The 25,974-nt window shown below is 44.3% G+C and carries 40 protein-coding genes; 38 read left to right on the forward strand and 2 right to left on the reverse strand.

The genetic code is table 11. From position 1 onward, the window contains the following. Window positions 1-85: 85 nt before the first annotated feature. The 33 genes from B4240_RS05090 to rplQ all read left to right on the forward strand — a co-directional run bounded on the left by B4240_RS05090 (window position 86) and on the right by rplQ (window position 20,053). Complete coding sequence (locus B4240_RS05090; protein ID WP_414706782.1) at window positions 86-1,123, forward strand: rod shape-determining protein; 1,038 nt, start codon at window positions 86-88, stop codon at window positions 1,121-1,123. 281 nt (window positions 1,124-1,404) lie between these two features. Then, window positions 1,405-2,265 carry a rod shape-determining protein MreC gene (mreC, locus tag B4240_RS05095; protein WP_296237152.1) on the forward strand — a complete coding sequence of 287 codons (861 nt, stop codon included), beginning with the start codon at window positions 1,405-1,407 and terminating at the stop codon, window positions 2,263-2,265. A gap of 184 nt (window positions 2,266-2,449) precedes the next feature. Further along, window positions 2,450-2,935: a rod shape-determining protein MreD gene (mreD, locus tag B4240_RS05100; RefSeq protein WP_296237153.1), complete on the forward strand. Its 486-nt coding sequence runs from the start codon at window positions 2,450-2,452 to the stop codon at window positions 2,933-2,935. A gap of 69 nt (window positions 2,936-3,004) precedes the next feature. Further along, on the forward strand, window positions 3,005-3,688 hold the full coding sequence (locus tag B4240_RS05105; protein ID WP_296237154.1) for a Maf family protein: 684 nt from the start codon (window positions 3,005-3,007) through the stop codon (window positions 3,686-3,688). Between the two features lie 212 nt (window positions 3,689-3,900). Next, on the forward strand, window positions 3,901-5,493 hold the full coding sequence (locus B4240_RS05110) for an Rne/Rng family ribonuclease (RefSeq protein WP_296237155.1): 1,593 nt from the start codon (window positions 3,901-3,903) through the stop codon (window positions 5,491-5,493). Window positions 5,494-5,920: 427 nt separating this feature from the next. Further along, entirely contained in the window at window positions 5,921-6,232 is a 312-nt protein-coding gene (gene rpsJ / locus B4240_RS05115; protein WP_010196670.1) for a 30S ribosomal protein S10, read from the forward strand. A 49-nt stretch (window positions 6,233-6,281) separates the two neighbouring features. Next, complete coding sequence (gene rplC, locus B4240_RS05120) at window positions 6,282-6,920, forward strand: 50S ribosomal protein L3 (RefSeq protein WP_296237156.1); 639 nt, start codon at window positions 6,282-6,284, stop codon at window positions 6,918-6,920. 14 nt (window positions 6,921-6,934) lie between these two features. Further along, window positions 6,935-7,537, forward strand: a complete 603-nt coding sequence (rplD, locus tag B4240_RS05125) for a 50S ribosomal protein L4 (RefSeq protein ID WP_296237157.1) — start codon at window positions 6,935-6,937, stop codon at window positions 7,535-7,537. Further along, window positions 7,534-7,884 (forward strand): 50S ribosomal protein L23, encoded by a 351-nt coding sequence (rplW, locus tag B4240_RS05130; protein ID WP_071003149.1) that lies wholly within the window; start codon window positions 7,534-7,536, stop codon window positions 7,882-7,884. Before rplD ends, rplW begins: the two co-directional genes overlap by 4 nt. A gap of 11 nt (window positions 7,885-7,895) precedes the next feature. Continuing rightward, a complete protein-coding gene (gene rplB / locus B4240_RS05135; protein ID WP_296237160.1) occupies window positions 7,896-8,723 on the forward strand; it encodes a 50S ribosomal protein L2 in 828 nt (275 codons plus the stop codon). 12 nt (window positions 8,724-8,735) lie between these two features. Then, window positions 8,736-9,011: a 30S ribosomal protein S19 gene (rpsS, locus tag B4240_RS05140; RefSeq protein ID WP_010196682.1), complete on the forward strand. Its 276-nt coding sequence runs from the start codon at window positions 8,736-8,738 to the stop codon at window positions 9,009-9,011. Between the two features lie 10 nt (window positions 9,012-9,021). After that, entirely contained in the window at window positions 9,022-9,351 is a 330-nt protein-coding gene (rplV, locus tag B4240_RS05145; protein ID WP_068408473.1) for a 50S ribosomal protein L22, read from the forward strand. 3 nt (window positions 9,352-9,354) lie between these two features. Further along, on the forward strand, window positions 9,355-10,083 hold the full coding sequence (gene rpsC / locus B4240_RS05150) for a 30S ribosomal protein S3 (RefSeq protein WP_296237162.1): 729 nt from the start codon (window positions 9,355-9,357) through the stop codon (window positions 10,081-10,083). A 3-nt stretch (window positions 10,084-10,086) separates the two neighbouring features. Continuing rightward, complete coding sequence (gene rplP, locus B4240_RS05155; RefSeq protein WP_068034608.1) at window positions 10,087-10,500, forward strand: 50S ribosomal protein L16; 414 nt, start codon at window positions 10,087-10,089, stop codon at window positions 10,498-10,500. Next, window positions 10,500-10,697 (forward strand): 50S ribosomal protein L29, encoded by a 198-nt coding sequence (rpmC, locus tag B4240_RS05160; protein ID WP_068408469.1) that lies wholly within the window; start codon window positions 10,500-10,502, stop codon window positions 10,695-10,697. The genes rplP and rpmC overlap by 1 nt, the downstream gene beginning before the upstream one ends. After that, on the forward strand, window positions 10,694-10,966 hold the full coding sequence (gene rpsQ, locus B4240_RS05165; RefSeq protein ID WP_010196699.1) for a 30S ribosomal protein S17: 273 nt from the start codon (window positions 10,694-10,696) through the stop codon (window positions 10,964-10,966). The genes rpmC and rpsQ overlap by 4 nt, the downstream gene beginning before the upstream one ends. Before the next feature lie 181 nt (window positions 10,967-11,147). Next, complete coding sequence (rplN, locus tag B4240_RS05170; RefSeq protein WP_010196702.1) at window positions 11,148-11,516, forward strand: 50S ribosomal protein L14; 369 nt, start codon at window positions 11,148-11,150, stop codon at window positions 11,514-11,516. 8 nt (window positions 11,517-11,524) lie between these two features. Then, the gene (gene rplX / locus B4240_RS05175) at window positions 11,525-11,842 is read left to right on the forward strand and encodes a 50S ribosomal protein L24 (protein ID WP_296237166.1); all 318 of its coding nucleotides are present in this window, start codon (window positions 11,525-11,527) and stop codon (window positions 11,840-11,842) included. 21 nt (window positions 11,843-11,863) lie between these two features. After that, window positions 11,864-12,400 (forward strand): 50S ribosomal protein L5, encoded by a 537-nt coding sequence (gene rplE / locus B4240_RS05180; RefSeq protein WP_296237169.1) that lies wholly within the window; start codon window positions 11,864-11,866, stop codon window positions 12,398-12,400. 12 nt (window positions 12,401-12,412) lie between these two features. Beyond that, complete coding sequence (rpsN, locus tag B4240_RS05185; RefSeq protein WP_296237170.1) at window positions 12,413-12,718, forward strand: 30S ribosomal protein S14; 306 nt, start codon at window positions 12,413-12,415, stop codon at window positions 12,716-12,718. Window positions 12,719-12,729: 11 nt separating this feature from the next. Next, on the forward strand, window positions 12,730-13,128 hold the full coding sequence (gene rpsH / locus B4240_RS05190; protein ID WP_296237172.1) for a 30S ribosomal protein S8: 399 nt from the start codon (window positions 12,730-12,732) through the stop codon (window positions 13,126-13,128). 194 nt (window positions 13,129-13,322) lie between these two features. Then, window positions 13,323-13,856, forward strand: a complete 534-nt coding sequence (gene rplF / locus B4240_RS05195) for a 50S ribosomal protein L6 (RefSeq protein ID WP_296237173.1) — start codon at window positions 13,323-13,325, stop codon at window positions 13,854-13,856. Window positions 13,857-13,867: 11 nt separating this feature from the next. Beyond that, the gene (gene rplR, locus B4240_RS05200) at window positions 13,868-14,218 is read left to right on the forward strand and encodes a 50S ribosomal protein L18 (protein WP_068408457.1); all 351 of its coding nucleotides are present in this window, start codon (window positions 13,868-13,870) and stop codon (window positions 14,216-14,218) included. 2 nt (window positions 14,219-14,220) lie between these two features. Beyond that, entirely contained in the window at window positions 14,221-14,736 is a 516-nt protein-coding gene (gene rpsE, locus B4240_RS05205; protein ID WP_068408455.1) for a 30S ribosomal protein S5, read from the forward strand. Window positions 14,737-14,758: 22 nt separating this feature from the next. Further along, window positions 14,759-14,938, forward strand: coding sequence for a 50S ribosomal protein L30 (gene rpmD, locus B4240_RS05210; protein ID WP_068408453.1), 180 nt, complete (start codon window positions 14,759-14,761; stop codon window positions 14,936-14,938). Then, complete coding sequence (gene rplO / locus B4240_RS05215; protein ID WP_068408451.1) at window positions 14,938-15,378, forward strand: 50S ribosomal protein L15; 441 nt, start codon at window positions 14,938-14,940, stop codon at window positions 15,376-15,378. The genes rpmD and rplO overlap by 1 nt, the downstream gene beginning before the upstream one ends. Window positions 15,379-15,397: 19 nt before the next feature. Beyond that, on the forward strand, window positions 15,398-16,729 hold the full coding sequence (secY, locus tag B4240_RS05220) for a preprotein translocase subunit SecY (RefSeq protein ID WP_296237190.1): 1,332 nt from the start codon (window positions 15,398-15,400) through the stop codon (window positions 16,727-16,729). Between the two features lie 32 nt (window positions 16,730-16,761). Continuing rightward, window positions 16,762-16,878 (forward strand): 50S ribosomal protein L36, encoded by a 117-nt coding sequence (rpmJ, locus tag B4240_RS05225; RefSeq protein ID WP_011279805.1) that lies wholly within the window; start codon window positions 16,762-16,764, stop codon window positions 16,876-16,878. Window positions 16,879-17,128: 250 nt separating this feature from the next. After that, on the forward strand, window positions 17,129-17,485 hold the full coding sequence (gene rpsM, locus B4240_RS05230; RefSeq protein ID WP_296237175.1) for a 30S ribosomal protein S13: 357 nt from the start codon (window positions 17,129-17,131) through the stop codon (window positions 17,483-17,485). 20 nt (window positions 17,486-17,505) lie between these two features. Then, window positions 17,506-17,895 carry a 30S ribosomal protein S11 gene (gene rpsK, locus B4240_RS05235; protein ID WP_058368279.1) on the forward strand — a complete coding sequence of 130 codons (390 nt, stop codon included), beginning with the start codon at window positions 17,506-17,508 and terminating at the stop codon, window positions 17,893-17,895. 48 nt (window positions 17,896-17,943) lie between these two features. Beyond that, window positions 17,944-18,585, forward strand: coding sequence for a 30S ribosomal protein S4 (gene rpsD / locus B4240_RS05240; RefSeq protein WP_068408447.1), 642 nt, complete (start codon window positions 17,944-17,946; stop codon window positions 18,583-18,585). A gap of 81 nt (window positions 18,586-18,666) precedes the next feature. Beyond that, window positions 18,667-19,674 (forward strand): DNA-directed RNA polymerase subunit alpha, encoded by a 1,008-nt coding sequence (locus B4240_RS05245; protein ID WP_296237178.1) that lies wholly within the window; start codon window positions 18,667-18,669, stop codon window positions 19,672-19,674. A 19-nt stretch (window positions 19,675-19,693) separates the two neighbouring features. Continuing rightward, window positions 19,694-20,053: a 50S ribosomal protein L17 gene (gene rplQ / locus B4240_RS05250; protein ID WP_296237179.1), complete on the forward strand. Its 360-nt coding sequence runs from the start codon at window positions 19,694-19,696 to the stop codon at window positions 20,051-20,053. Between the two features lie 107 nt (window positions 20,054-20,160). Here rplQ and B4240_RS05255 read toward each other — a convergent pair whose 3' ends face one another. Together B4240_RS05255 and B4240_RS05260 are read right to left on the reverse strand one after the other, a co-directional pair. Then, a complete protein-coding gene (locus tag B4240_RS05255) occupies window positions 20,161-20,781 on the reverse strand; it encodes an L-threonylcarbamoyladenylate synthase (protein ID WP_296237181.1) in 621 nt (206 codons plus the stop codon). A 279-nt stretch (window positions 20,782-21,060) separates the two neighbouring features. Then, window positions 21,061-21,765, reverse strand: a complete 705-nt coding sequence (locus tag B4240_RS05260) for an elongation factor P hydroxylase (protein WP_296237183.1) — start codon at window positions 21,763-21,765, stop codon at window positions 21,061-21,063. Window positions 21,766-22,009: 244 nt separating this feature from the next. On the opposite strand from B4240_RS05260, the gene B4240_RS05265 reads away from it, so the two are divergent. The 5 genes from B4240_RS05265 to acpP all read left to right on the forward strand — a co-directional run bounded on the left by B4240_RS05265 (window position 22,010) and on the right by acpP (window position 25,738). Further along, entirely contained in the window at window positions 22,010-22,603 is a 594-nt protein-coding gene (locus B4240_RS05265) for a YceD family protein (RefSeq protein ID WP_296237185.1), read from the forward strand. 328 nt (window positions 22,604-22,931) lie between these two features. Continuing rightward, the gene (gene rpmF / locus B4240_RS05270; protein WP_068408434.1) at window positions 22,932-23,114 is read left to right on the forward strand and encodes a 50S ribosomal protein L32; all 183 of its coding nucleotides are present in this window, start codon (window positions 22,932-22,934) and stop codon (window positions 23,112-23,114) included. 382 nt (window positions 23,115-23,496) lie between these two features. Then, on the forward strand, window positions 23,497-24,465 hold the full coding sequence (gene fabD / locus B4240_RS05275) for an ACP S-malonyltransferase (protein ID WP_296237188.1): 969 nt from the start codon (window positions 23,497-23,499) through the stop codon (window positions 24,463-24,465). Beyond that, window positions 24,456-25,190 carry a 3-oxoacyl-ACP reductase FabG gene (gene fabG / locus B4240_RS05280; RefSeq protein WP_296237192.1) on the forward strand — a complete coding sequence of 245 codons (735 nt, stop codon included), beginning with the start codon at window positions 24,456-24,458 and terminating at the stop codon, window positions 25,188-25,190. The genes fabD and fabG overlap by 10 nt, the downstream gene beginning before the upstream one ends. Window positions 25,191-25,501: 311 nt before the next feature. Further along, window positions 25,502-25,738 (forward strand): acyl carrier protein, encoded by a 237-nt coding sequence (gene acpP, locus B4240_RS05285; RefSeq protein WP_071003168.1) that lies wholly within the window; start codon window positions 25,502-25,504, stop codon window positions 25,736-25,738. Window positions 25,739-25,974: the final 236 nt, after the last annotated feature.

A 25,974-nucleotide genomic window follows, 5' to 3' on the forward strand; every position in this document is an offset into this window, starting at 1 on the left:
GTCTAACGACGACCTGCTCAACACTGACGAGTAACCCTCGGTCAATTTCGTTCGCCTCATTCGCCTCACTTGTAAGACGCTGGATATATTAGCCATGAACCCGTTTGGATTTTTATCAAATAATATCGCAATCGACCTCGGTACTGCGAACACCCTTATTTTTATTCCTGGTAAAGGGGTGGTGCTCGACGAGCCAACCGTAGTCGCGCTACGAAGTAATCGTACCCAAAACCCTACTGTTGCCGCCGTTGGTATTGATGCCAAACAGATGCTGGGACGTACGCCTGCCAATATTACGGCTATCCGCCCCTTAAAAGATGGCGTGATTGCAGACTTTGAAGTGACGCAAAAGATGCTCAAGCACTTTATCACTAAGGTAAAAGCCAAGCGTTTTATGGCGCAGCCTAACGTGGTGGTTTGTGTGCCATGCAAATCGACGTTGGTTGAGCGTAAAGCGATTCGTGAAGCGGTATCGTCAGCGGGCGCGAGCAAAGTATTGTTGCTCGAAGAGCCAATGGCCGCGGCAATCGGTGCTGGCATGCCCGTGCATGAAGCCAGTGGTTCGATGGTCGTTGATATCGGTGGTGGCACCACTGAGATTGCTGTCATCGCACTATCAGGCTGCGTTTATGCCGAGTCGATTCGTATTGGCGGCGATATGTTTGATGAAGCGATTATTACTCATGTGCGCCGTACGCATGGCTGCGTGATTGGTGAAACCACCGCTGAGCGTATCAAGCAAGAAGTAGGTTCGGCGTTAAATGAAGACAGTCAATTAGAGGTCGAAGTTCGTGGTCGTAGTATGGCAGAAGGCGTACCAAAGACGTTTACAGTCAATTCAGAAGAAGTGCAAAAAGCCCTAAGCGATCCATTAAGCGGCATTGTGAGTGCGGTAAAGGCAGCGCTTGAACAAACGCCACCTGAGCTGTCATCAGATATCGCTGAGCGCGGTATTGTCTTAACGGGTGGCGGGGCGTTGCTGCGTGATTTAGATAAACTGATCTCTAAAGAAACCGGTCTGCCTGTGACCGTTGCAGAAGAGCCATTGACCTGCGTAAGCCGCGGCGGTGGTATTGCGCTTGATTTTATCAACAACAAAAGTCTAAATATGATTTTTGTTTAAAGCTCATTCAGCAGGCATGGCTATATTTGCCTTGCTTGCTTAAAGCCAGAGTTATATCGAGTGGTCGATTACAAAAATCGTTTTATCCTATTAAAGGTAGCCAATAAGGTTGCCTTTAATGACATTTACCCATGCCAAAATGACGTATCAGTACGGTAGCAGTCACACGCGGCTATTAACGTATCGTTTTTATTGCGAACCGACGATATATGCTGATATTTTTTGCTGTTATGCCAAGTGCCAGCCATAGCTCATATTAAAACCTCTAGATTAGACCAATTATGATACCAAGTATTTTTGCTCGCCAGCCGCTCGCGCTTCGTAAGACTGCTATTGTATTGATAGTGGCGCTAGTCTTGATGTGGGTTGATAGCAAAAATCTTGAATGGTTTAAGCCGATACGCTCGACCACGCATGCCGCGATGCAGCCTATTTATGAGCTATCGTTATTACCAAGTTACGCAAAACACTGGTCAAGTGGCAGCTTACAATCAAAAGAGGCGCTACGCCGCGAAAATATGCAGCTAAAAACGCAGCTTATTCATGCCCAAGCCAAACTGCAGCAGCAAGATTATATCTTGGCGCAAAATGCGCGCCTGCAAGGTATTTTATCGACCACGCGCCCCGAACAGTTTGATTTAAACCTAGCGCAAGTAATTGGTACTGACACCAATCTGCTCAGGCAAATTGTGGTGCTCAATAAAGGTCAGCAAGATGGCGTGCAAGTCGGTCAAACGGTCATCGATGAAGTGGGCATCTTAGGTCAGATTATTAATGTCTACCCCAATACCAGTCGTTTGTTGCTGATTACCGATGAGCAGCAGTCCGTTGCCGTGACGGTCAAACGCACTGGTCAGCGTGCTATTGTTACCGGTGAAGGCATACCAACTTCATTACGCCTCAACTACGTTTTTAAAACCTCGGATGTGCGCGTCGGCGATGAGCTGGTGTCATCAGGCTTAGGCGGCCGTATTCCCGCGGGCTACCGCGTTGGTCGTATTGCGCACATTGAAGACACGCAGGAGGATAACTTTCGAAGCATTGAAGTCACGCCAGCGGCAAATTTTATCGACAATGCTTATGTGTTGATACTGCAAGATAAGTTGGTCAATAAAAAAAATGCGGGTATTAAAGAACAATAATACCTTGCTAGCTTATTCGTAAGCTGCATAGCGCTTCATTGTTTATAGCATAGGCGTATGGACAGACAGATAAGATAATAAATTATCGTCGAAAGTTACTTTGTTAACCAGCATAGTTATCCCCTTCAATACTGAATTAACTATTACATAGCTGCTGCTAAACTCTCGCTAAAGGTAAGTATTCATGGCATATGCGGATTCTGATAATGCAACTGGGGTGCTCCCTGCCTTGATTATACTAAGCTTTATTGTCGCCTCATCGCTGAGTGTTTATCCTTTAAGTCCAAGTATGGCAACACTGCGCCCGATGATTATGGTCATGGTGCTCATCTTTTGGTTACTGTTTCAGCCGCGTTATGTCGGGGTTTTTAGCGCCTTTGCTATCGGTGTTATCGCCGATTTATTAATGGATACCCACTTAGGTCAGCAAGCCTTTGCGGCGGTGATGGTGGCACTGATGATAAAAGTCACCAGTATTTATATCAGACAGCTTAATACGATTAGCGCTTGGCTTATAGCAAGTCTTGGATTGATTGTTTTCCAAGTCAGCTTATGGATACTACAGCTATTTATCCAAAACACCTTTGTCGCGCAATCTGCACTGTCGTTATTCATGAGTATTATCAGTTGGCCATTGGTGCTATTAACATTACGCAAATTTGCTCGCTAGCTTTGTATACCATTTGCCTGTAAAACCAAAAAGCTGCAAAACCACAAATTGATAAAATAAGAGAAAACAATGAACCTCATTTTAGCGTCTGGCTCGCCGCGTCGCCGTGAGCTGCTGACAAGGGCGCAACTAGACTTTACGGTCATGAGCGTCGATATTGATGAAACGCCGCATGCTAATGAAGCGCCTAAAGTTTATATTGAACGTATGGTTGCTACCAAAGCAGAGGCCGCGCTAAAACAGTTAAATAAAGAATTAAAAGCTAACCATGCTGATTGCGCTGATTTATCTGAGTCCTTTATTATTTTAACCGCTGATACCATCGGCGTCTTAGCCGATGGCAAAACGGTATTGGTTAAGCCTGATAGCCGTGAAGATGCTTATCGCATGTGGCAGCAGATGTCGGATAATACTCACCAAGTATGGACAGCGGTACAAGCAACTTTTGTGTCATTGACTTCTAAAGCGGCTAACAACCCAACTCATGAGCCAGTATGGCAAATCGTGAATCAGCAACAAATCACTGAGCGCACCGAAGTGACCTTTGTACCCTTAACCGAAGAGATGATGCGTAATTACTGGGACAGTGGCGAGCCTGCCGATAAAGCTGGTGGCTATGGCATTCAAGGTTTGGGCGCGGCATGGGTCAGCCGTATCAATGGCAGCTATACCAATGTGGTTGGGTTACCGCTTGCGCAAACGTTGGCGTTAATTAAAAATATCACAGATGCTGACACTAATAAAAAAGTTTAAATACTTAACAAGCAAAGCGGTGAGAGTAGAGCGCATTTAATTACGAGCGGTTAAACGGGCGACTTTAAGTGAGATTAGCAGCAGCTCGATTTAACTCTCTGCACATAATGACACGCTAGGATAATGGGCAAACACAAGGTGCATTTGGTACACTGTGAGGCTACCAAACGATGAACGCTTCACAAGAAAACTGAGTGATAAGAGAAAATATTATGTCCGAAGAGCTGCTGATTAATATTAGTCCCATGGAATCGCGCGTCGCCGTGTTGGATAACGGTGTCTTGGGCGAAATTTATATCGAGCGTCATCATAAACTGGGTTTGGTCGGCAACATTTATTTGGGCACGGTAGTACGGGTGCTTCCTGGTATGCAGGCAGCCTTTGTCGATATTGGCCAGTCGCGCACCGCATTTTTACATGTTAATGACATGCAGCGCGAGCCGCGTCCCGTCAATGAAGATAAGCACAAGACCTCAGAAAATACCGCTAATGAACGCTCTATTATAGAAGCCTCTGCGGATGATTTGGCGGTGACGCCGCCCGTTGTTAGTGCACAAAGTACCGAGGTCGTAGCCGTTTCAAAAACCCTTATCCAACATCGGCTGCATGAAGGCCAGCGTATCTTAGTACAAGTCACCAAAGACCAGCTCGGTAGCAAAGGTGCCCGCTTAACCACCAATATATCGCTGCCATCGCGTTATTTGGTGTATCTACCATCGAGCGACCATATTGGCATCTCACAGCGTATCGACGGCATTGATGAGCGCACACGGCTAAAAACGGAACTGGCTAGCCTGATGCAGACGGTCAATCTCAAAGGCGGACTGATTGCGCGTACGGCAGCTGAGCGCGTGCCCGTCGATAAACTTGAAGAAGACATTTACTATCTATTGCAGCTATGGCGCACCATTTGCGCCCGTCGTCAAGAAACCAGACCAAACCAAAGCTCTGAGCTTATTTATCAAGAATTATCGCTGCCGCTACGCTCCATCCGTGACTTGGTACATGCCGATACCGAAAAAGTGGTGATTGATAATGCGCAAATCTATGAGCAAGTGCGCTACTTTGCCAAAGAATTTGTGCCTTTTATATATGACCGTATTGTACATTACACCGCAGAGCCGTCATTGTTTGATGTTCACCGCGTTGAAGACGATTTGCGTGATGCCCTAAAGCGCCGGGTTGATTTAAAGTCGGGCGGCTACTTGATTATCGATCAAACCGAAGCCATGACGACGATTGATGTCAATACTGGCTCCTTTGTCGGCGGACGCTCGCTAGAGGATACGGTTTATAAAACCAATCTTGAAGCCACTCATGCCATCGCGCGCCAGCTACGTTTGCGTAATCTTGGCGGCATCATTATCCTAGATTTCATCGACATGCTTGAGCAGCAGCATAAAGACGACATTCTAGAGAGCCTGCAAGCGCAACTAGCGCAAGACTACGCCAAAACCAAAATCACCCAAGTCAGTGAGCTTGGACTGGTTGAGATGACGCGTAAACGCACCCGTGAATCACTTGGTCAGCAGCTTTGTGAACCATGCTCAACCTGTCAAGGCCGCGGCTTTGTGAAAACGGCTGAAACCGTTTGCTTTGAGATATTTCGCGAAATCATGCGCTGTGCCCGTACTTACAACTCGCCGAAGAAATTCACCGTGGTCGCCCATGCCGCCGTGATTGATTTACTGTTGACCTCAGAATCAGATACCGTGGCGGAACTAGAATATCTATTGGGTAGAGTCATTACATTTGACGTAGAAAACCTCTATACCCAAGAGCAGTATGACATCGTTTTAGACTAGCGCTAGACCAAAATGGTGGCCACTATTGAAAGGTTTAGCTAAATTTTAAAGAATGATATTGTAGGTAAAAAGGCTTGTTTATAAAGGGTAATATCTCAAAACACCGCCGATATTACTCTTGCAATGAGTGAAATACTATGTATAATACACACCACTGAATTATATATGCGCAGCCAATTAAACAGCTGGCGCTATGACAGCTAGAGCATCGTTTCTAGCACTATTTCATTATGCCTTTGCTGACATCCTATAACGGAAGGGTCGGCGGGGCTTTAAACTATTTTGCTTTTGGCACGCTATAAGTTCCGGTAAAGAACTCATTCTGGTTAAGAACAGAAGGCCGCTTAAAGTGAATATTTAACCAAACGGCTTTTGCTCATATCTTCAAAATAAGAATGACAAAAGCACATATTAGGAGCTTGCTGGCATGGCTAACCAGAGAATCCGTATCCGTCTTAAGTCTTTTGATCATCGTTTGATTGATCAATCTGCACAAGAGATTGTTGATACTGCAAAGCGCACCGGTGCGCAAGTTTGTGGTCCTGTACCGTTGCCGACTCGCATTGAGCGCTTCAACGTTCTAACCTCTCCACACGTTAATAAAGACGCTCGTGACCAGTACGAAATCCGTACTCATAAGCGTATGGTTGATATCGTTCAGCCTACCGACAAAACTGTGGATGCGCTAATGAAGTTAGACTTAGCGGCGGGTGTTGACGTTCAAATTGCTTTGGGTTAATGCACATTACACACCCAACCCATTAATATAAGATATAAAGAGGTCTAAAATGGCGATCGGTTTAGTCGGTAAAAAATGCGGCATGACCCGTATCTTCACTGAAGCAGGCGAATCTATCCCTGTCACAGTGGTTGAGGTCCATGCTAACCGCATTACTCAAGTAAAAAATACTGAAGTAGATGGCTATCAAGCCATTCAAGTTACCACAGGTACTCGTCGTGACAGCCGCGTAACTGCTGCACAAAAAGGTCACTTCGCGAAAGCTGGCGTTGCAGCTGGTCGTGGTGTATGGGAATTTCGTGCCAATGACAGCGATCTTGAAGGTCGTGAGATTGGTGGTGAGATCCTAGCTGACTTGTTCGAACAAGGTCAGATTGTAGATGTCACAGGACAGAGTAAAGGTAAAGGCTTTCAAGGCGGCGTAAAGCGTCACAACTTTAGCATGCAAGATGCCACTCATGGTAACTCAGTTTCTCACCGTGTCCTTGGTTCAACTGGTCAAAACCAGTCACCAGGTAAAGTCTTCAAAGGCAAAAAAATGCCAGGTCAAATGGGTAACAAACGCGTTACCGTCCAGGGCCTAGAAGTGATATCGGTTGATGTTGAAAAAGGGTTACTTGTCATCAAGGGTGCAATCCCTGGTGCCACCGGTGGCGATGTCATCGTACGTCCGTCAGTCAAAGCCTAAGCAAGGGGATTAACGTGGATTTAAAAACAGTTACAGGGGCGGCAGTTGAGCTTTCTGATACGGCTTTCGGTCGTGAATTCAACGAAGCATTAGTGCATCAGGTCGTCACCGCATATCTTGCAGGTAGCCGTCAAGGTACACGCGCTCAAAAAACCCGTGCCGAAGTTTCTGGCGGTGGCATCAAGCCATGGCGCCAAAAAGGTACTGGTCGCGCTCGTGCAGGTTCTATTCGTAGCCCAATTTGGCGTTCTGGTGGTCGTGCATTCGCAGCCAAACCACAAGATTGGTCACAGAAAGTGAACCGCAAAATGTATCGCGGTGCGATGCAGTGCATCCTAGCCGAATTGATTCGTCAAGAGCGTTTGATTTTGGTTGAAGAGCTAAGCGTTTCTGGCCCTAAGACCAAAGAGCTGATTGCAAAGTTAAATGAGCTTAATGCACCTCGTGCACTCATCGTCACCAAAGAAGTTGACGAAAACTTATACTTAGCTGCGCGCAACATTCCACACGTCAATGTACTTGGTACAAACGAAGTGGATCCAGTGAGCTTGATTGCTTTTGATAAAGTAATCATGTCAGTTGAAGCTGCGAAACAATTTGAGGAAGCACTAGCATGAATAACGCAAGACTTTATCAGGTCTTAAGAGGGCCTGTATTCTCAGAAAAATCTCAAATGCTTGGCGACTCACTTGGTGTGCAGGTATTTAAAGTTGATTCTAACGCTACTAAGCTTGAAGTCAAAAAAGCAGTTGAGTTGATGTTTGAAGGTGTTGAAGTTACTAAAGTAAACACTTTGAATGTTAAAGGTAAGACAAAGCGTTTTGGTAAAAGTATCGGCCGTCGTAACGACTATAAAAAAGCCTATGTTACCTTAAAAGCTGGTCAAGATGTACAAATGGCTGATGCTGGTGAAGAAGTCGCAAATACGACTGCTTCTACTAGTGAAACAGCGAACAACGAATAAGGATTACACTCATGCCTATCGTAAAAGCAAAGCCAACATCACCAGGCCGTCGTTTTGTTGAAAAAGTGGTGCATCCACACCTTTACAAAGGTCGTCCGTTTGCAGCACTTGTCGAATCAAAAGGTAAGTCAGGTGGTCGTAATAATAACGGTCGCATAACAACTCGTCATATCGGTGGTGGTCATAAGCATCATTATCGCGTTATCGATTTCAAACGTACTAAAGACAATATCCCAGCTGTGGTTGAGCGTATTGAATACGATCCAAACCGTACTGCACACATTGCTTTACTTAAGTACGCTGATGGCGAACGTCGCTATATCATTGCTGCTAAAAAACAAGCAGTTGGTGATACCGTTATGTCAGGAGAGAACTCTCCAATCCGTCCAGGTAACTGCCTACCGCTAAAAAACATCCCATTGGGTACTGTGATTCACAATATCGAGCTTAAAATCGGTAAAGGTGCACAGATGGCTCGCTCTGCGGGTGCCAGTGTTCAGCTATTAGGTCGTGACGGTATTTATGCTATTCTACGTCTACGTTCAGGTGAAACTCGCCGCGTACACGTGAACTGCCGTGCTGTTATTGGTGAAGTTTCTAACACTGAAAACAACTTGAAATCACTTGGTAAAGCCGGTGCTTCACGTTGGCGCGGTGTTCGTCCTTCTGTTCGTGGTGTCGCTATGAACCCGGTTGATCACCCACATGGTGGTGGTGAAGGTCGTAACAAAGGTCGCCATCCAACCAGCCCTTGGGGTCAGAAGTCGAAAGGACTTAAAACGCGTCATAATAAGCGTACTGACAGTATGATCATCCGCCGCCGCGCCAAGAAGAAATAAAGGAAGAGTTTCATGCCTCGTTCATTGAAAAAAGGTCCATTCATAGACGCGCACTTATTTGCTAAAGTTGAGAATGCATTAGACACCAACTCACGCAAACCAATTAAAACTTGGTCGCGCCGCTCGATGATTTTGCCACAAATGGTTGGCCTAACCTTATCTGTTCACAACGGCCGTACTCATGTACCGGTTATCGTAAGCGAGCAGATGGTTGGTCATAAACTAGGTGAATTTGCCCCGACTCGTACATATCGTGGTCATGGCATTGACAAAAAAGCTAAGAGATAAGGTGCTTACCATGGAAGTAACTGCAAAATTACGCGGTGCCGCCATATCGGCACAAAAAGTTAGACTCGTTGCTGATGAAGTTCGTGGCAAATCTATCGAGCGTGCTTTGGATATCCTAACGTATAGTAATAAAAAAGGCGCTGTGTTCGTTAAGAAATGTCTTGACTCAGCCATCGCCAATGCCGAACACAACAACGGTTTAGATATTGATACGCTTAAAGTATCAACCATCTATGTTGATGAAGGCATTACGCTAAAACGTATCCTACCACGTGCTAAAGGTCGCGCTGATCGTATCAGTAAGCGCACTTGTCACATCACTATAAAGGTAGGAGAATAAGTTATGGGTCAAAAAGTACATCCAATCGGAATTCGTCTTGGTGTTGTCAAAAAGCATAACGCAAACTGGTATGCTAACCCTAAACAATACTCAGAATACCTCATCAACGACATTCAAGTTCGTGAGTATCTACGCAAAAAACTAGACAGCGCGATGATCAGCAACATCATGATAGAGCGTCCTACTGGTGCTGCTAAAATTACCATCGCCACTGCGCGCCCTGGTATCGTTATCGGCAAAAAAGGCGAAGATATCGAAAGACTTCAAAAAGAATTGACCAAAATCATGGGCGTACCTGCTCAGGTCAACATTGAAGAAATCACATCACCTGATCTTGATGCACGTTTGGTAGCAGACGGTATCGGCAGCCAGCTTGAGCGCCGTGTTATGTTCCGCCGTGCGATGAAACGCGCAGTACAGAACAGCATGCGCTCTGGTGCTAAAGGTATTAAAGTTGAGCTGTCTGGCCGTCTTGGCGGTGCTGAGATTGCTCGTACTGAATGGTACCGTGAAGGTCGTGTGCCATTGCATACACTCCGCGCTGATATTGACTACGCGTCAATTCGTGCAGAGACAACTTACGGCACTATCGGTGTAAAAGTTTGGATTTTCCGTGGCGAAATCCTTGACGGTATGAACAGCGTTTATAATCCCGTCAACGAAGAGAAGCCTCGTGCGCCAAAACGCCGTGGTCGTGGAAACGGAAACCGTCGAAACTCAGACAGAGGTTAAACTATGTTACAGCCAAAACGTACCAAGTTTCGTAAAATGCACAAAGGTCGTAACACAGGTCTTGCTCATCGTGGAAGCACCGTTGCATTCGGACAAATTGGTCTAAAATCGTTGACTCGTGGTCGTATGACTGCCCGTCAAATTGAAGCAGCACGTCGTACCATCACTCGTAAAATTAAGCGTGGCGGTAAGATTTGGATTCGTGTCTTCCCAGACAAGCCTATTACCAACAAACCATTAGAAGTACGTATGGGTAAAGGTAAAGGTCCAGTCGAGTATTGGGTATGCGAAATCAAACCTGGTAAAGTGCTATATGAACTCGAAGGGGTTTCAGAAGAACTTGCTCGCGAAGCGTTAACGCTTGCTGCAGCAAAACTGCCCTTTAAAACTACCATTGTTAAGCGGACGATAATGTAATGAAGATCAGTGAATTACGTGATAAATCATTAGAAGAACTGACTCAGTTACTTGATGAAAAGCAACTTGATGCTTTCCGTATTCGTATGGCTAAAGCAACTGGTCAGTTGGGTAATACCCATGAAGTCAGAAGCAATCGTCGTACGATTGCTCAGATTCAGACTTTGATTAACGAGAAACAACGAGGCGACTCATGAGCGATAACAATCAAACAGCTAACGCTAGCGTATTGACAGGACGAGTTGTCAGCGACAAGATGGACAAGTCCATCACGGTTTTGATTGAGCGTCTGGTTCGTCATCCTTTATATGGCAAACAGCTTCGTCGTTCTACAAAAATCAAAGCCCATGATGAGAATAACGTTTGCCAACAAGGCGACCTTGTCCGCATCAAAGAAACGCGTCCAATCTCAAAAACTAAGTCTTGGACTTTGGTTGATGTGGTTGAAAAAGTAGAAAAAATCTAAGTAAATTGCATTAAAAGCCAGAAGCTGTTAAAATAGCCGCCTTTTTAAGGATGCTGATTGCGCCGAGCGTATATCACTCACATTAAGAGTAGCAGCGGTTATTATTATTAAAATGCCGACTACTCATACTGTGCTAGCGGCAGCAACTGGTTTTTATTGCTCATACGTGTGGAGTAACGCTATGATTCAGGTTGAATCGATGCTGGAAGTTGCAGACAATAGCGGTGCAAGACGAGTTCAGTGCATTAAAGTACTGGGTGGCTCTCATCGTCGTTATGCATCAGTTGGCGACATTATTAAAGTAACGGTTAAAGAAGCCATTCCGCGTGGTCGTGTCAAAAAAGGCGACGTGATGAATGCTGTAGTTGTACGTACCAAAAAAGGCGTTCGTCGTCCTGATGGTTCAGTTCTGCGTTTTGATGACAATGCTGCGGTATTGTTAAACCAAAACAAAGCACCGATAGCAACTCGTATTTTTGGACCGGTAACTCGTGAACTACGTGGTGATCAGTTTATGAAAATTGTATCACTAGCACCAGAAGTATTGTGAGGTAATCCATGTCAAAATTACGTAAAGGCGATACAGTTATCGTGATTGCTGGGAAAGACAAAGGCAAACAAGGTACTGTACTAGCTGTAAAAAACGATCGTATTAAAGTCGAAGGCATTAATATTGTCACCAAACATCAGAAGCCAAACCAGGCAACTGGTAGCGAGGGTGGTATTGTTAAGCAAGAAGCTTTTTTGCATATCTCAAATGTCGCAATATTAAATGCGCAAACCCAAAAAGCTGATCGTATTACTTATCAGTTCGATGAAGACGGCAAAAAACAACGCGTCTATCGTTCGAACGGTGAAGTAGTGGCGACTGCGTAAGACACTAAGGGTGTAATGGTAATGGCAAGATTAAAATCTTTATATAACGAAGAATTAAAGCAGCAAATCAAAGAAGAGCTTGGTTTGGCGAATGTGATGCAAGTGCCTAAAATCACTAAAATCACACTTAACATGGGTGTAGGCGGCGCAGCTCAAGACAAAAAATTGCTTGAAGGTGCAGTAGCTGACATGACCGCAATCGCCGGTCAAAAACCTGTCGTCACTAAAGCGCGCAAATCAGTTGCTGGCTTTAAGATTCGTGAAGAATGGCCAATTGGCTGTAAAGTAACGCTACGCGGTGAGCAAATGTACGAATTTTTAGATCGTCTCATTGCCATTGCAATTCCTCGTATTCGTGATTTCCGCGGTTTTTCACCTAAAGCCTTTGACGGACGTGGCAACTACTCATTGGGTATCAAAGAACAAATCGTATTCCCAGAAGTAGATTTTGACAAGATTGATCGTATCCGCGGTATGGATGTGACCATCACCACGTCAGCTGGTACTGATGAAGAAGGTCGTGCGTTGCTTAAAGCATTCGGCTTCCCATTTAAATAAGGTAAAGACGTTATGGCAAAGAAGAGCATGATTAACCGCGAATTAAAACGCGAAAAAATGGTTGCTAAGTATGCTGAAAAGCGTATCAAGCTAAAAGAAATTATCAGTGATATCAACGCATCAGACGAAGAGCGTATGGACGCGATGTTAGAGCTACAAGCGCTACCACGCAATGCCTCACCAGTACGTCTGCGCAACCGTTGTGCTATCACAGGTCGTCCTCACGGTTACTTCCGCAAGTTTGGCTTATCACGCAATATGCTGCGTGAGCGTGTCATGCAAGGCGATGTGCCTGGTGTTCGTAAAGCAAGCTGGTAAGGAGTAACGATATGAGTATGCAAGATACCGTTGGGGATATGCTAACCCGTATTCGTAACGCACAAATGGCTAATAAAGTATCGGTAGCAATGCCGAGCTCTAAACTACGTAAATCAATCGCTGACCTATTGGTGAGTGAAGGTTATGTAGCCAGCGCTGTTGTGACTGAAGAAGACAACAACAAAGCAACGTTAACCATCGAATTGAAATACTTCGAAGGCCGCCCTGTCATCGAAATGATTCAACGTTATAGCCGTCCTGGTTTACGCCAGCACCGCGGTAAAGACGCTATCCCTACTGTTAAACAAGGTATGGGTGTTGCTATCGTATCAACGAGCCAAGGTATCATGAGCGATCGTGCTGCACGCGCTGCTGGTATCGGTGGTGAAATCGTTGCATTCGTTGCCTAATTAGTAATCATTGCTAGCGGTAACGCGACGATAAAGTCTACTTGATCATCATTGGGTACTTATCAATTTTATAATAAATATTTTTTAACATTGATGGGTGCCTAATGCAGTCAATTATGCTAAACTAACACGCTTTTTAGCCTGTTAGTTTTTTCGCTAATAAAAGCAAGTTAATTTTTTTAAGGAATATTCCTATGTCTCGTGTGGCTAAAGCCCCAGTAGCACTGCCTAGCGGCGTAAGTGTTACTTTGAACGATCGGCAGGTCGAAGTTAAAGGCAAAAATGGCAATATGTCTTTACGCCTGCATGAATTGGTCGAGCTAAAACAGGAAGATGATGCAATTCTTCTCTCACCTGCAGCCGATTCAAAAGAAGCCATGATGCATACTGGCACCATGCGCTCTTTACTAAACAACTTAGTAATAGGCGTCAATGAAGGGTTCAAAAAACGCCTTCAACTTATTGGTGTTGGTTATCGCGCTCAAGCTACTGGTAATAAAGTAACGTTAAACGTTGGTTACTCACATCCAGTAGAATATACGCTACCTGAAGGTGTGTCAGCTGAAACGCCATCGCAAACTGAAATCGTTTTAAAATCAAACGATAAGCAGCAGCTTGGTCAAGCAGCGGCTAATATCCGCGCTTTCCGCCCACCAGAGCCTTATAAAGGTAAAGGTATTCGTTATAGTGACGAGCATGTGATTCGCAAAGAAGCCAAGAAAAAATAAGGTGAGTTGAAATGTTTGATAAAAAAGCAGCTCGTCTACGTCGAGCAAAGAAAACCCGTGCGCACATCCGTTTCTTAGGCGTTAATCGCTTAACGGTTAACCGCACCCCAAGACACATCTATGCCCAAATTATCTCTCCGAACGGTGGTGAAGTGATTGCTCAGGCATCTACCTTAGACAGCAGCTTACGTTCAGGTGCGACTGGTAACGTTGATGCAGCGACGTCTGTGGGCCAATTGATCGCAGAACGCGCAAAAGCAGCTGGTATTACTAAAGTTGCCTTTGACCGTAGTGGTTTTAAATATCATGGTCGAGTAAAAGCTTTAGCTGAAGCTGCTCGCGAAAACGGATTGGAGTTTTAATCATGGCTAGAAATGATAAAAATGATAAAAATGAACAGACTGACGGTCTAGTAGAACGCTTAGTTACCGTTGATCGCGTTGCAAAAGTGGTTAAAGGTGGTCGTATTTTCTCTTTCACTGCGCTAACCGTAGTGGGCGATGGCAATGGCCGTGTTGGTTTTGGTCGTGGTAAAGCACGTGAAGTGCCAGCTGCTATCCAAAAAGCTCTAGAAGCTGCTAAGCGCAACATGATTACTGTTGAGCTTGATGGTGCAACCTTGTTCCATCCGATCAAAGCGCGTCATGGTGCTAGTAAAGTCTACATGCAGCCTGCATCTGAAGGTACTGGCGTAATCGCTGGTGGCGCAATGCGTGCGGTATTAGAAGTTGCCGGTGTTAAAGACGTTTTAACGAAATCTCATGGTTCTACCAACACGGCAAACGTTGTACGTGCAACGTTCAACGGTTTACGTGATATGTCAACTCCAGAAAAGATGGCAGCAAAACGTGGTAAATCTGTAGACGAAATCTTGGGTTAACTTAGAAACTAGGTGAGTTACGATGAAAAAAATGAAAGTCACTCAATTTAAATCGGGTGCCCATCGCCTCAAGAGCCACAAAGCGAGCTTGAAAGGATTGGGTTTACGCCGTATTGGTCATACTGTTGAAGTAGAAGATACTCCTTCAACCCGTGGTATGGTCAATCGCGTCAACTACATGGTAAAAGTGGAGGAAGCGTAATGGGACTTAGATTAAATGAATTATCACCAGGTGTTGGCGCGAAAAAAACTGCCCAACGTCGTGGTCGTGGTATCGGTTCAGGTCTTGGCAAAACCGGTGGTCGCGGTGTAAAAGGTCAAAAATCGCGCTCAGGTTCTAGCATTCGCTCAGGATTTGAAGGTGGTCAAATGCCTTTATATCGTCGCCTACCAAAATTTGGCTTCACCAGTAAAATGGCGATGACAACTGCTGAAGTTCGTCTGTCTGAACTGAACAAAGTCGAAGGCGATGTGGTTAGCATTGAAACATTAAAAGCAGCTAACGTTATCCGTCATGACATGAAACGCGTGCGTATTATGTTGTCAGGCGAAGTCACTAAAGCTTATACTTTTAAAGGTATCAAAGTGACTAAAGGCGCCAAGCAAGCAATCGAAGCTGCTGGTGGTAGCATCGAGGAGTAATAACGTGTCAAAACAATCAATGTCATCGACTGGTATACCGCTCAATCCATTTGCATTTATACGTAAGTATGATGAATTATGGACGCGTTTATTATTCTTAATCGGCGCATTGATTGTTTATCGTTTAGGGTCGCATATTCCTGTACCGGGTATCAATCCGGTTAATTTGGCTGATCTGTTTTCGCGCAACGAAAATACCATTTTGAGCATGTTTAACATGTTCTCAGGTGGTGCACTAGAGCGTATGTCCATCATGGCGCTTGGTATCATGCCATATATCTCAGCATCGATTATTGTACAAATGATGTCTGCAGTGTTGCCATCGCTTGAAGCCCTCAAAAAAGAAGGCGAAGCGGGACGACGTAAGCTAAACAAGTACACCCGTCAAGGCACGCTTGGATTAGCGCTGGTACAGTCATTAGGAATGTGTGCTGGCTTAATCAGTCAGAATCTTACCTTATCTACTGGTTTGACGTTTTATATTCCAGCGGTTACCTCACTGGTAGCAGGCGCTATGTTCTTAATGTGGCTTGGTGAGCAGATTACAGAGCGCGGCGTAGGTAATGGTATCTCAATGCTCATTTTTGCGAGTATTGTGGCTGGTACGCCAGGTATGATTTCGCAGTCTATCGAACAGGTCAATCAAGGGCAAATGAACTTGATTGTGCTTTTTATCTTTGTATTGTTAGGCGTCGCAGTGACTGCTGGTATCGTTTATATTGAACGTGCGCAGCGCCGTGTTCCGGTAAACTATGCCCAAAAACAACAACAAGGGCGCAAAATTTATGCTCAGCAGCAGTCACACTTGCCGCTTAAGCTAAACATGGCCGGGGTTATTCCCGCCATTTTTGCCAGCTCGTTATTGTTGTTCCCAGCAAGTTTGGGGCAGTGGGTGGGTCAGTCTGCTGATCCTACCTTTACCCAAAAGATATTACAAAATATGGCATTAGTGTTGTCTCCAGGACAGCCGCTATATTTGGTTCTGTTTGGTGCAATGATTATTTTCTTCTGTTACTTTTACACGGCATTGGTATTTAGTCCGCGTGAAGTCGCCGAAAACCTTAAACGTAGTGGTGCGTATATCCCAGGTATTCGCCCCGGACAACAAACTCAGCGTTACCTTGATCATGTATTAAACCGACTGACCTTTATTGGCGCGATGTATATGACGGTTATTTGTTTAATGCCAATGGTCGTGCAGTCATCGTTTGGTGTACCGTTTCAACTTGGTGGTACGTCATTACTGATTATGGTGGTTGTAGTAATGGACTTCATCTCGCAAATCCAAGCGCATTTGATGACCCATCAATATCATGATCAGACATTAATTCAATCGCCCACTCAATCTTAAATGAGCGGTACGATATCTCAAAGGAGTATGCTATGAAAGTTCAAGCATCAGTTAAAAAGATTTGTGGTAGCTGTAAAGTTGTGCGCCGTAAAGGCCGTGTACATGTTATTTGTACCGCAGAACCTCGCCACAAGCAACGTCAAGGTTAATGTCTTAATAGGATAAGGCGCTAAACTTATCCTATTTATAAAATTAACACTTGAAAAATGACGGCGGATGCGATATCATCCGCCACTTGCCGTAGTTTATGCGAAATCTTTTATAAATGGTCAATGAATAGACTTGTTAAGTCGAAGCAGCGATAAAAATTATAAAAGCTTTGGTATTGACAGCAACAAATCTGAAAAATAACGCCTTATTGATAAATAACGCTTATTTTTCTTTAATGGAGAGAAATCAATGGCTCGTATTGCCGGCGTAAACATTCCGGATAATAAGCATGCTGTTATTTCACTAACTTATATCTTTGGTATAGGTCGTACCACTGCTCAGAAAATCTTAGAAGCAGTTGGCATTGCCCCTACTACTAAAGTTAGCCAGTTAGATGATACACAGTTAGATGCTATCCGTGCACAAGTTGCAAATTACATGACTGAAGGTGATCTTCGTCGTGAAGTGTCAATGAATATCAAGCGCTTGGTTGATCTTGGTTGTTACCGTGGTATCCGCCATCGTCGTAACCTACCAGTTAGAGGTCAGAATACCAAGAACAACGCTCGTACTCGCAAGGGTCCGACACGCCCTCTTAAAAAATAATTAACTTAGGAAGCTAAAAGATGGCTAAAGACACTCGTAGTCGCAAAAAAGTGACTCGTCGTTCAGTATCGGAGGGCGTTGCCCATATCCATGCGTCTTTTAATAACACCATTGTTACGATTACCGATCGTCAAGGTAATGCACTGGCTTGGGCCACTTCAGGTGGACAAGGCTTCCGTGGTTCACGTAAATCTACACCCTTTGCAGCTCAGGTTGCAGCTGAAGTTGCTGGTAAAGCAGCTCAAGAATACGGTGTTAAGAATATCGACGTTTTGGTCAAAGGACCAGGACCGGGTCGTGAGTCTGCGGTAAGAGCACTTGGTGCATTGGGTTATAAAGTTAACAGCATCTCTGATGTAACCCCAATCCCACACAATGGTTGCCGTGCGCCGAAAAAGCGCCGCGTCTAATATTAAAGACGAAGCTTTTTATCATAAGAGCTTATAGGAGACATAACAATGGCCCGTTATATTGGACCAAAACTCAAATTATCACGTCGTGAAGGTACAGACTTAGGCCTTAAGTCTGGTGTTAAACCATATGACGTAAAAACGAAAAAAGCGGCTCGTCCACCTGGTCAACATGGTGTTAGCCGTAATAAGAGCTCAGAATATTCTCTACAGTTACGCGAAAAACAAAAAGTTAAGCGTATCTACGGTGTATTAGAGCGTCAGTTTGCAAACTACTATAAAGAAGCCGCTCGTAAGCGTGGCGCTACTGGCGAAAACCTACTAGCGATGCTTGAGAGTCGTCTTGATAACGTCGTTTATCGCATGGGCTTTGGCTCAACTCGCGCTGAAGCGCGTCAGCTCGTTAGCCATCGCACTGTTATGGTAAAAAAAGCTGGCCGTGATGAGTTTGTTCGTGTGAACATTCCATCAATTCAGTTGCAAGATGGTGATGTCGTCGCTATCCGTGAGAAGTCTCGCGAACAACTACGTATTAAAAACGCTATTGAACTAGCGACACAACGTGGTATTCCAGAATGGCTAGACGTTGACCACAGCAAACTACAAGGCACGTTTAAACAAGCGCCTGATCGCATTGATCTACCTGCTGAAATCAACGAAAGCTTGATCGTTGAGCTATACTCTAAGTAAGTAACGTACTGCTCGATGTTATAAAAATAGCATTGAGCTATCAACGTTCATTAAACCAGTTTAATAAATCGAGGTGACATCATGATGCTAAGTGCAACTGAGTTTCTAACGCCGAACGCCATTAACGTGGATACGGTTAATGAAACGATTGCGAAAGTCACGCTCGAACCGTTAGAACGCGGCTTTGGGCATACCTTAGGTAATGCCTTACGTCGCATCTTGTTATCTTCATTACCTGGTGCTGCAGTCATTGAAGCTGAGATTGATGGTGTTGACCATGAATACTCAACGCTTGAAGGACTACAAGAAGACGTGCTTGATTTGCTTTTAAACTTAAAAGGCTTGGCAATCACGCTTCATGACCAAAATGAAGTATTCTTGACCTTGGATAAACAAGGTCCAGGCACTATTACTGCTGCAGACATCACGTTGCCGCATAATGTCGACATTATCAATCCAGACTTGGTATTGGGTACATTAAGCGATCGTGGTCATCTTAAGATGCGTTTGCGTGTGGTAATGGGTCGTGGATATGAGCCAGCAAACCAGCGCCGTGAAGATGGCGACACTAAAGCGATTGGACGCTTAAAACTTGATGCAAGTTTTAGTCCAGTACTACGTGTTGCTTATCAGGTTGAGAACGCACGTGTAGAACAACGTACCGATCTTGATCGTCTTATCATCGAGCTTGAAACTAATGGCACTATCGATCCAGAAGAAGCAATTCGTAAAGCAGCCACTATTTTACAACAACAGATTTCTATCTTTGTTGACCTAGAAGCTGAAGAAGCGCCTGAGCCTGTGAAAGAAAAAGAAGAGGTTGATCCGGTGCTTTTACGCCCTGTGGACGATCTTGAACTAACGGTTCGCTCAGCCAACTGCTTGAAAGCTGAAAACATTTACTATATCGGTGATTTGGTACAGCGTTCAGAGACTGAACTTCTAAAAACCCCAAATCTTGGTAAGAAATCATTGACGGAAATCAAGGACGTATTAGCGTCTAAAGATTTAGAGCTCGGAATGCGCCTAGATAACTGGCCACCAGCTGACCTTCGTGTTGATGATCGCTTTTCTTATCGTAGCCGTTAAACTTTAAGGATTTTTGACTATGCGCCATCGTAAGAGTGGAGTCAAGCTGGGTCGTACCGGCAGTCATCGTAAGGCAATGTTTCAGAACATGACCAACTCATTATTTGAGCATGAACTGATCAAAACAACTTTACCAAAAGCAAAAGAATTGCGCCGTGTTGCTGAGCCATTGATCACTTTGGCTAAAGAAGACAGCGTTGCTAATCGCCGTTTGGCATTTAGCCGTATGCGTAGCAAAGCTATGGTAGGCAAATTATTTGGCACGCTAGGTCCTCGTTACCAAGCGCGTCCAGGTGGTTATTTGCGTATCGTAAAATGCGGTTACCGTGATGGTGACAATGCGCCAATGGCTTATGTAGAATTGGTTGATCGCGACTAATTTTATACGCTCATCGTGTAATAGAATTGTGTAATAAAGTCTTATAATAAAAAAGCTCCAATTATTTGGAGCTTTTTTTATGCGTGTTTATTTATAAAAGCTTTTATTTATGACACCAGCGAGCTGACGTCAGCAGCACCTTGTCTGACAATCTCAGGCTGTTTACTGGTCATATCTACGATGGTAGTCAGCTTGGTGGTCTTAATACCTGCGTTGATTAAACCATCCAGTTGGCTACCAAGTAGTTCCTCGATTTCAAAGGGATCGTCCAATATCTCATCGCGATGCGGTAATATTAAGGAGCTGGTTAGAATAGGCTCGTCCATCGCTGCTAGCAGTGCTTGTGCAATGGGGTTACTTGGTACCCGTATGCCGATGGTTTTTTTCTTAGGATGGGCCAATTTTTTAGGAACGTCTTTGGTGGCGTTTAAAATAAAGGTAATCGGCGCCGGGGTATGCGCTTTTAGCTGTTTAAATTGTACATTATCCACCGTGGCATAGTTGGCAATTTCACTCAAATCGCGGCATAACAAGGTAAATTGGTGTTTATCGTCAAGCTCACGGATATGTTTTAGTTTCTCTAGCGCGTCTTTGGCGCCCAAACGGCAACCAAACGCATAACTGGTATCGGTAGGGTAGATAAGCAGTTGATCACCGCGTAATAAGTCCGCCGCTTGTTCAATAAGCCGCGGCTGCGGGTTGTCGGGATGAATGTAAAATACTTGCATAATGGTTCCTTATTTTATAATTATAGATTTCTTTATACGGAATTTTCTAACAGATAAACTTGTTTGATTTGATTAACCTTAATAGTGCACTTTTTGATTAACGCTATCAAAAGATAGCGTTGCTACTGAGATAGGGCTATTATTAAGATAGTATAACGTAAAGCAAATATAAGTTTATTAGCAAGGCGTTAATATGAGTAGGGAAACGTTAACGCTATAAATGCTGGCTTAACAAAGATAAGTAAGCGCTAAGGAACTAAGCAAAGGAATATTTCTAAATTAATCAGCAGTACAAATACGTAATAACGCCTGCAATAACGTCTTAGCGTCGCGCGGCAGGGTGTGCGGGTCGGTAATATAGTTTTTAGCTTGCTGATACACGTCTTGTGCAAAGGTGCTGCTGCTGGTATCAAAGTCAGCAAACAGATTGTCTTGTGATACTTGAAAGTTACGATTGCACGCTAAAGTAAATAAGCATTCTAATGCTTGTGGTTTAATCTCTACGCGCTCAAACGCCTGTTGCTGCGCCTTTGTGCGCCCATCAGGAGCGTACCAGTAACCAAAGTCGCTTAGCCTTCTACGTTCTTTGCCAGCGACGCACCAGTGGCTTAGCTCATGCAAGGCGCTTTGAAAGAAACCATGGGCAAACTCAATGCGTGCGGCCTCATTATCCTTGGCAGGAAAGTATTCTGGTTCGCTATCACCGCGCACGAGGATAACTTGTTGATGAGAAAATAGCATATTAAATAAGTTTATCAGCCAATCGGTCGCCACTTTTTCCTTATCCTCAGCACTGTTTATAAGTGGAGCGTGAATAAGTTGTTGCCATTGTTCTGACAATTCTTGCAGCGGTAACTGTGCGATAGGATTTATGGGCGCAGCAGATTTTTTACTTTCTAATGAATTTAGGCGTTTTAGCAACTGTTTGGCGTCAGACGCAGTAAGCAAGCGAGAAAAGTTAGGAGCAACAACAGGCGATATCATATAAAAATATTAACCAAATAAAATAAGTGAAACAGAGAGAGCTTTGTATAGACGAAAAGTAATATGAAGAAAGAGGAGAAACCAGTACAAAGACTGCTATCAAAATCAGTGCTTAAAACAGTGCTGGAATTATTGCTGAAATCAGGTTCAAAAAATCTTAACATACTAGCCCTAGCGCTAAACGGCGCTTTCCGTTAGTATGGCAGGCAATATTATACACCGTTTTTGATGAATGAGGCCGCGCATGTCAAGCACTCCAATAAACAAGCCGTCAGCGCTTCAGGCTGACAAAACAGCAGCTGCGATGTCGTCCAACTTGCCAGAAGATATTTCTTTAAGTAAGTGGGAAGACAGCGGTTTTGAATGGTCGGGACAGGTTGCGCCGCGTTCTTTTGAGCGCCTCGATGCCATATTGACGACCGAGCATGAGCAGTCAAACCTTCAGCTTAAAGCCGATCTATATCGCCACAATAACGTGTTGCATTTATCTTTTACCTTAACGGGTGAGGTATGGTTGACCTGCCAGCGCTGCTTGCAACCCGTCGCTATCGATTTGACCGATGATTACGATATCGCCCTACTTGATAATGAGAGCCAAGTGCGCTTGGTTGGTGAAGAGCAGGATTATCTATTGCTTGATGAAATTATCACTGAGCCTGCCCCAGAGCGTTTATTACCGTTTAAAAAATTGATCGAAGATGAGATTTTACTAAAAACGCCGATGGCGCCAAAACATGATGATTGTGAGATGAGCGTTGAGCAGTTTGGTGACATTCCAGAAGAAGAGGAAAGTGAAAATCCTTTTGCGGCGTTAGCTTCGTTAAAAGGCAAGTTATAGCCGAATAATTGGCAGTATAACGTCGGTAAATCGTTACTTTCCACCTTTTATCAGCTTTTTGCCCAAGAGTGAAAAGCAGGGCTTTATTAATTCGCTAAACATGCGTATAATGTCCCGTTTATTGCATTCTAGCAACCTGCCGCTGGCAGAGAGAAGCTGGCTTCGCAAACGAACTATAGATTTTAGACGTAGTCAGCACTTTAATACGTGTGGCAATCTATTTAACTAATGATGCGTAAGACTTAGGTTGTGGTGATTATATAGCCTCTGTCGGTATCGATTAAAGCTGAATTTCAAGCTTAACCCTTTTAAGTATAGGAGCTATATCATGGCTGTTCAAAAAAGTCGTAAAAGTCGTTCTCGTCGTGACATGCGCCGTTCACATCATCGTATGGAAGTGGCTGAATTAAGCATCGACGCTACTACTGGTGAAAAACATCGTCGTCATCACATGACTAAAGATGGTTTCTATCGTGGTCGCCAGCTTTTCAAAGTTAGTCAAGACGCTTAAGTTATTTGCTCATTGATGGTTGGTGCAAAATGATGGTAGTTCTGATGACTATCGTTGATTTTACACAGTTATTATCGCGCAAGCAGTTTGAGTAAACGAAAGCCAAGTTATTTCGCTATCATATATTATGAGGCTAGATAACTTGGCTTTTTGTTATGCATTTTTTATCAGGTATAGGTTTTAGAAATACCTCATTTTAGACCTTCAGATTTTTGACGGCTATGCTAATTGTCTGCATCAGTGTATAGTTTAATAGCAATCAGCTGTCTTAAAGGAATAATGATAGCAAATGCTCCTAGAATAAACCTTCTCATTAGTCTTTAATATTATAATAAACCCCATTCATTTAGGGGTATTTCCAATTAAATAAGGAATATTGGTTATGGCCTCTGTACCCGATATGATAAAAAAACAACCCACCCGTATTGCCGTCCTGTTCCCAGGGCAAGGTTCGCAAGTTGTCGGTATGCTCAGTGAGCTTGCCGAAACGTACCCTGAAATTCGTGATACTTTTACTGAAGCGAGCGCTGCGCTTGGCGAAGATTTATGGGCAATCTGTCAGGACGAGGACAAACTTAACCAGACTCAATACACCCAGCCAGCATTATTAACGGCTAGCATGGCAATTTGGCGCATCCTACAACAAAAAATAGAAGATAAGCCTTGTTACTTAGCGGGTCACTCGCTGGGCGAGTATAGCGCCTTGTGTGCTGCTGGGGTGATATCCCTTGCGGATGCGGTAAAGCTGGTGCATAAACGTGGTCAGTTGATGCAAGAGGCGGTGGTTGGTGTCGATACGGCAATGGCCGCGGTGCTGGGCCTTGAAGATCACCGCGTCGAAAACTTATGTGAGCAAGCAACCGAACATGTTGATAACGCTATTGTTGGGGCCGCAAACTTCAATAGTCCAGGTCAAGTGGTGGTTTCAGGTAATGCTGCAGGCGTCAATGCGGTGATTGATAAAGTACAAAATACCGGCAAAAAAGCCATCCCATTAAAGGTTAGTGTGCCGTCGCATTGTGCCCTTATGGAACCTGCGACCAGTGCCTTGGCTGACGAGTTGGCGGCCATTCAGTTCGATCAAGCGGCCATTCCCGTAATTCAAAACCGTCATGCCCGCGTTGAAAGCAATGCAGTCGCTATCAAGCAAGCATTAACCGAGCAGTTAAGTGAACCCGTCCTCTGGTCAAAAACCATGCAAGAACTGGCGGACAAACAAATTAACATATTAATCGAATGCGGTAGCGGAAATGTTCTCAGCAACTTGGCTAAGCGTCAGGCGCACCCTATTGCCAGCTATCCGACCGACAAGCCCGCCCGATTAGATAAATTGATGGAGGTATTATCATGAGCCGTACGATTACACTGGTGACGGGCGCGAGCCGCGGTATTGGTAAAGCCGTTGCCAAACGTTTTGCCAAAGAAGGGCACTTTGTCATTGGCACCGCTACCACCGAAAAAGGCGCAGCGCTTATCGAAGATTACCTAAATGACAGTGGCGGTATTGGACGTGTGTTAGATGTGCGCGATACGGCGCAGATTGATAAGCTGTTTGAAGAGATCGAAAGCGTTTACGGCGCCGTGCAAGTACTGGTCAATAACGCCGGTATTACCCAGGATGGCTTATTGATGCGTATGAAAGATGAAGATTGGGACAATGTTGTCGATACCAATCTGACTTCGGTTTATCGTATGAGTAAGCGAGCGGTACGCGGTATGATGAAAGCGCGCCGTGGCCGTATCATCAATATCACCTCTGTGGTTGCACAAATGGGCAATGCAGGTCAATCTAACTATGCTGCCACTAAAGCGGGCGTTGAAGGGTTTAGTCGGACGCTGGCGCGCGAAATCGGCTCACGACAAGTAACGATTAACTGTGTCGCTCCAGGCCTTATTGAAACCGATATGACCGATGAGCTTGATGAGCGCTTACTCAATTCAATGCTTGATGCGGTACCGATTAGCCGCCTTGGCCAGCCAGAAGACATAGCCGCAGCCGTATTTTTCTTAGCAGGTGATGAGGCCAGCTATATCACCGGCGCTGTTATTCCTGTCAATGGTGGCATGTACATGTAATGGTTAGGATTTGAATCCTAGCTGCAATACTTGCAATAACTGAACTGTGTGGGCGTTACATACTGATAATAAAAAACTCTGTGAACGAGTGTAAACTATAATAAAGGGTGCTATAATGGCGAATACTTTTTTGTCAAAGCCCTGTATGATAGCTAGGTTTTAACAGACATCCGTCAAAATGTATAATTTGTTATCAGGCACTCTGACAGCCATGATAATTTGACCAGCCCATTTTATATATATTGCCATGGTGCTTTATCAAAACACGATGGCAATTTGTCAAAATAATAGATCAAAAAGGAGAAATCTACATGAGTAATGATATCGAGCTAAGAGTTAAATCTGCCGTAGCGGAACAATTAGGTATGAACGTTGAAGATATCAACAACGATGCTTCATTCATGGAAGACTTAGGTGCTGATTCATTAGACCTAGTTGAATTGGTTATGTCATTCGAAAGCGACTTTGGCATCACGATTCCTGATGAAGATTCAGCAGAATTAACGACTGTTCAAAAAGCCATTGATTACGTGCAAGCGCAGCTATAATTAGCGTTTCGCTGAGTAAATGTCATATGACCGTTTATCTTAATTGATAAGCGGTTTTTTTATGTCTTTTTGATAACTATAGTCAATGAAAAGTAATATCGATACACCACACGCTGCTTGTATAGTTTTTTCTTGCTTGCTGAGCCTACGCAGACAGAGGCTGCAAAAAAACTATACAAGCAGTACCGTAGCGTTTTTAAAATATTTTAACTATATATACCCCACTCTCAACTTGA

The sequence above is a fragment of the Psychrobacter sp. UBA5136 genome, assembly GCF_002414005.1.
In the GTDB taxonomy this organism is placed as follows: domain Bacteria; phylum Pseudomonadota; class Gammaproteobacteria; order Pseudomonadales; family Moraxellaceae; genus Psychrobacter.

Bases quoted from the DNA above. Each gene is read 5' to 3' on its own strand.
- rplF (WP_296237173.1), top strand. From the start codon at position 13,323: ATGTCTCGTGTGGCTAAAGCCCCAGTAGCACTGCCTAGCGGCGTAAGT.
- secY (WP_296237190.1), top strand. From the start codon at position 15,398: ATGTCATCGACTGGTATACCGCTCAATCCATTTGCATTTATACGTAAG.
- rpsJ (WP_010196670.1), top strand. From the start codon at position 5,921: ATGGCTAACCAGAGAATCCGTATCCGTCTTAAGTCTTTTGATCATCGT.
- rplX (WP_296237166.1), top strand. From the start codon at position 11,525: ATGTCAAAATTACGTAAAGGCGATACAGTTATCGTGATTGCTGGGAAA.
- rplQ (WP_296237179.1), top strand. From the start codon at position 19,694: ATGCGCCATCGTAAGAGTGGAGTCAAGCTGGGTCGTACCGGCAGTCAT.
- rpsC (WP_296237162.1), top strand. From the start codon at position 9,355: ATGGGTCAAAAAGTACATCCAATCGGAATTCGTCTTGGTGTTGTCAAA.
- rplR (WP_068408457.1), top strand. From the start codon at position 13,868: ATGTTTGATAAAAAAGCAGCTCGTCTACGTCGAGCAAAGAAAACCCGT.
- rplB (WP_296237160.1), top strand. From the start codon at position 7,896: ATGCCTATCGTAAAAGCAAAGCCAACATCACCAGGCCGTCGTTTTGTT.
- rpsD (WP_068408447.1), top strand. From the start codon at position 17,944: ATGGCCCGTTATATTGGACCAAAACTCAAATTATCACGTCGTGAAGGT.
- rpsH (WP_296237172.1), top strand. From the start codon at position 12,730: ATGAGTATGCAAGATACCGTTGGGGATATGCTAACCCGTATTCGTAAC.
- rpsK (WP_058368279.1), top strand. From the start codon at position 17,506: ATGGCTAAAGACACTCGTAGTCGCAAAAAAGTGACTCGTCGTTCAGTA.
- rplE (WP_296237169.1), top strand. From the start codon at position 11,864: ATGGCAAGATTAAAATCTTTATATAACGAAGAATTAAAGCAGCAAATC.
- rplC (WP_296237156.1), top strand. From the start codon at position 6,282: ATGGCGATCGGTTTAGTCGGTAAAAAATGCGGCATGACCCGTATCTTC.
- rplO (WP_068408451.1), top strand. From the start codon at position 14,938: ATGGGACTTAGATTAAATGAATTATCACCAGGTGTTGGCGCGAAAAAA.
- mreC (WP_296237152.1), top strand. From the start codon at position 1,405: ATGATACCAAGTATTTTTGCTCGCCAGCCGCTCGCGCTTCGTAAGACT.
- rpsN (WP_296237170.1), top strand. From the start codon at position 12,413: ATGGCAAAGAAGAGCATGATTAACCGCGAATTAAAACGCGAAAAAATG.
- fabD (WP_296237188.1), top strand. From the start codon at position 23,497: ATGGCCTCTGTACCCGATATGATAAAAAAACAACCCACCCGTATTGCC.
- B4240_RS05260 (WP_296237183.1), bottom strand. From the start codon at position 21,765: ATGATATCGCCTGTTGTTGCTCCTAACTTTTCTCGCTTGCTTACTGCG.
- rpsQ (WP_010196699.1), top strand. From the start codon at position 10,694: ATGAGCGATAACAATCAAACAGCTAACGCTAGCGTATTGACAGGACGA.
- rplN (WP_010196702.1), top strand. From the start codon at position 11,148: ATGATTCAGGTTGAATCGATGCTGGAAGTTGCAGACAATAGCGGTGCA.
- rpsM (WP_296237175.1), top strand. From the start codon at position 17,129: ATGGCTCGTATTGCCGGCGTAAACATTCCGGATAATAAGCATGCTGTT.
- mreD (WP_296237153.1), top strand. From the start codon at position 2,450: ATGGCATATGCGGATTCTGATAATGCAACTGGGGTGCTCCCTGCCTTG.
- B4240_RS05105 (WP_296237154.1), top strand. From the start codon at position 3,005: ATGAACCTCATTTTAGCGTCTGGCTCGCCGCGTCGCCGTGAGCTGCTG.
- rplW (WP_071003149.1), top strand. From the start codon at position 7,534: ATGAATAACGCAAGACTTTATCAGGTCTTAAGAGGGCCTGTATTCTCA.
- rplV (WP_068408473.1), top strand. From the start codon at position 9,022: ATGGAAGTAACTGCAAAATTACGCGGTGCCGCCATATCGGCACAAAAA.
- rpmJ (WP_011279805.1), top strand. From the start codon at position 16,762: ATGAAAGTTCAAGCATCAGTTAAAAAGATTTGTGGTAGCTGTAAAGTT.
- rpmD (WP_068408453.1), top strand. From the start codon at position 14,759: ATGAAAAAAATGAAAGTCACTCAATTTAAATCGGGTGCCCATCGCCTC.
- B4240_RS05255 (WP_296237181.1), bottom strand. From the start codon at position 20,781: ATGCAAGTATTTTACATTCATCCCGACAACCCGCAGCCGCGGCTTATT.
- B4240_RS05265 (WP_296237185.1), top strand. From the start codon at position 22,010: ATGTCAAGCACTCCAATAAACAAGCCGTCAGCGCTTCAGGCTGACAAA.
- B4240_RS05245 (WP_296237178.1), top strand. From the start codon at position 18,667: ATGATGCTAAGTGCAACTGAGTTTCTAACGCCGAACGCCATTAACGTG.
- B4240_RS05110 (WP_296237155.1), top strand. From the start codon at position 3,901: ATGTCCGAAGAGCTGCTGATTAATATTAGTCCCATGGAATCGCGCGTC.
- acpP (WP_071003168.1), top strand. From the start codon at position 25,502: ATGAGTAATGATATCGAGCTAAGAGTTAAATCTGCCGTAGCGGAACAA.
- rplP (WP_068034608.1), top strand. From the start codon at position 10,087: ATGTTACAGCCAAAACGTACCAAGTTTCGTAAAATGCACAAAGGTCGT.
- rpsS (WP_010196682.1), top strand. From the start codon at position 8,736: ATGCCTCGTTCATTGAAAAAAGGTCCATTCATAGACGCGCACTTATTT.
- rpmC (WP_068408469.1), top strand. From the start codon at position 10,500: ATGAAGATCAGTGAATTACGTGATAAATCATTAGAAGAACTGACTCAG.
- rpmF (WP_068408434.1), top strand. From the start codon at position 22,932: ATGGCTGTTCAAAAAAGTCGTAAAAGTCGTTCTCGTCGTGACATGCGC.
- rpsE (WP_068408455.1), top strand. From the start codon at position 14,221: ATGGCTAGAAATGATAAAAATGATAAAAATGAACAGACTGACGGTCTA.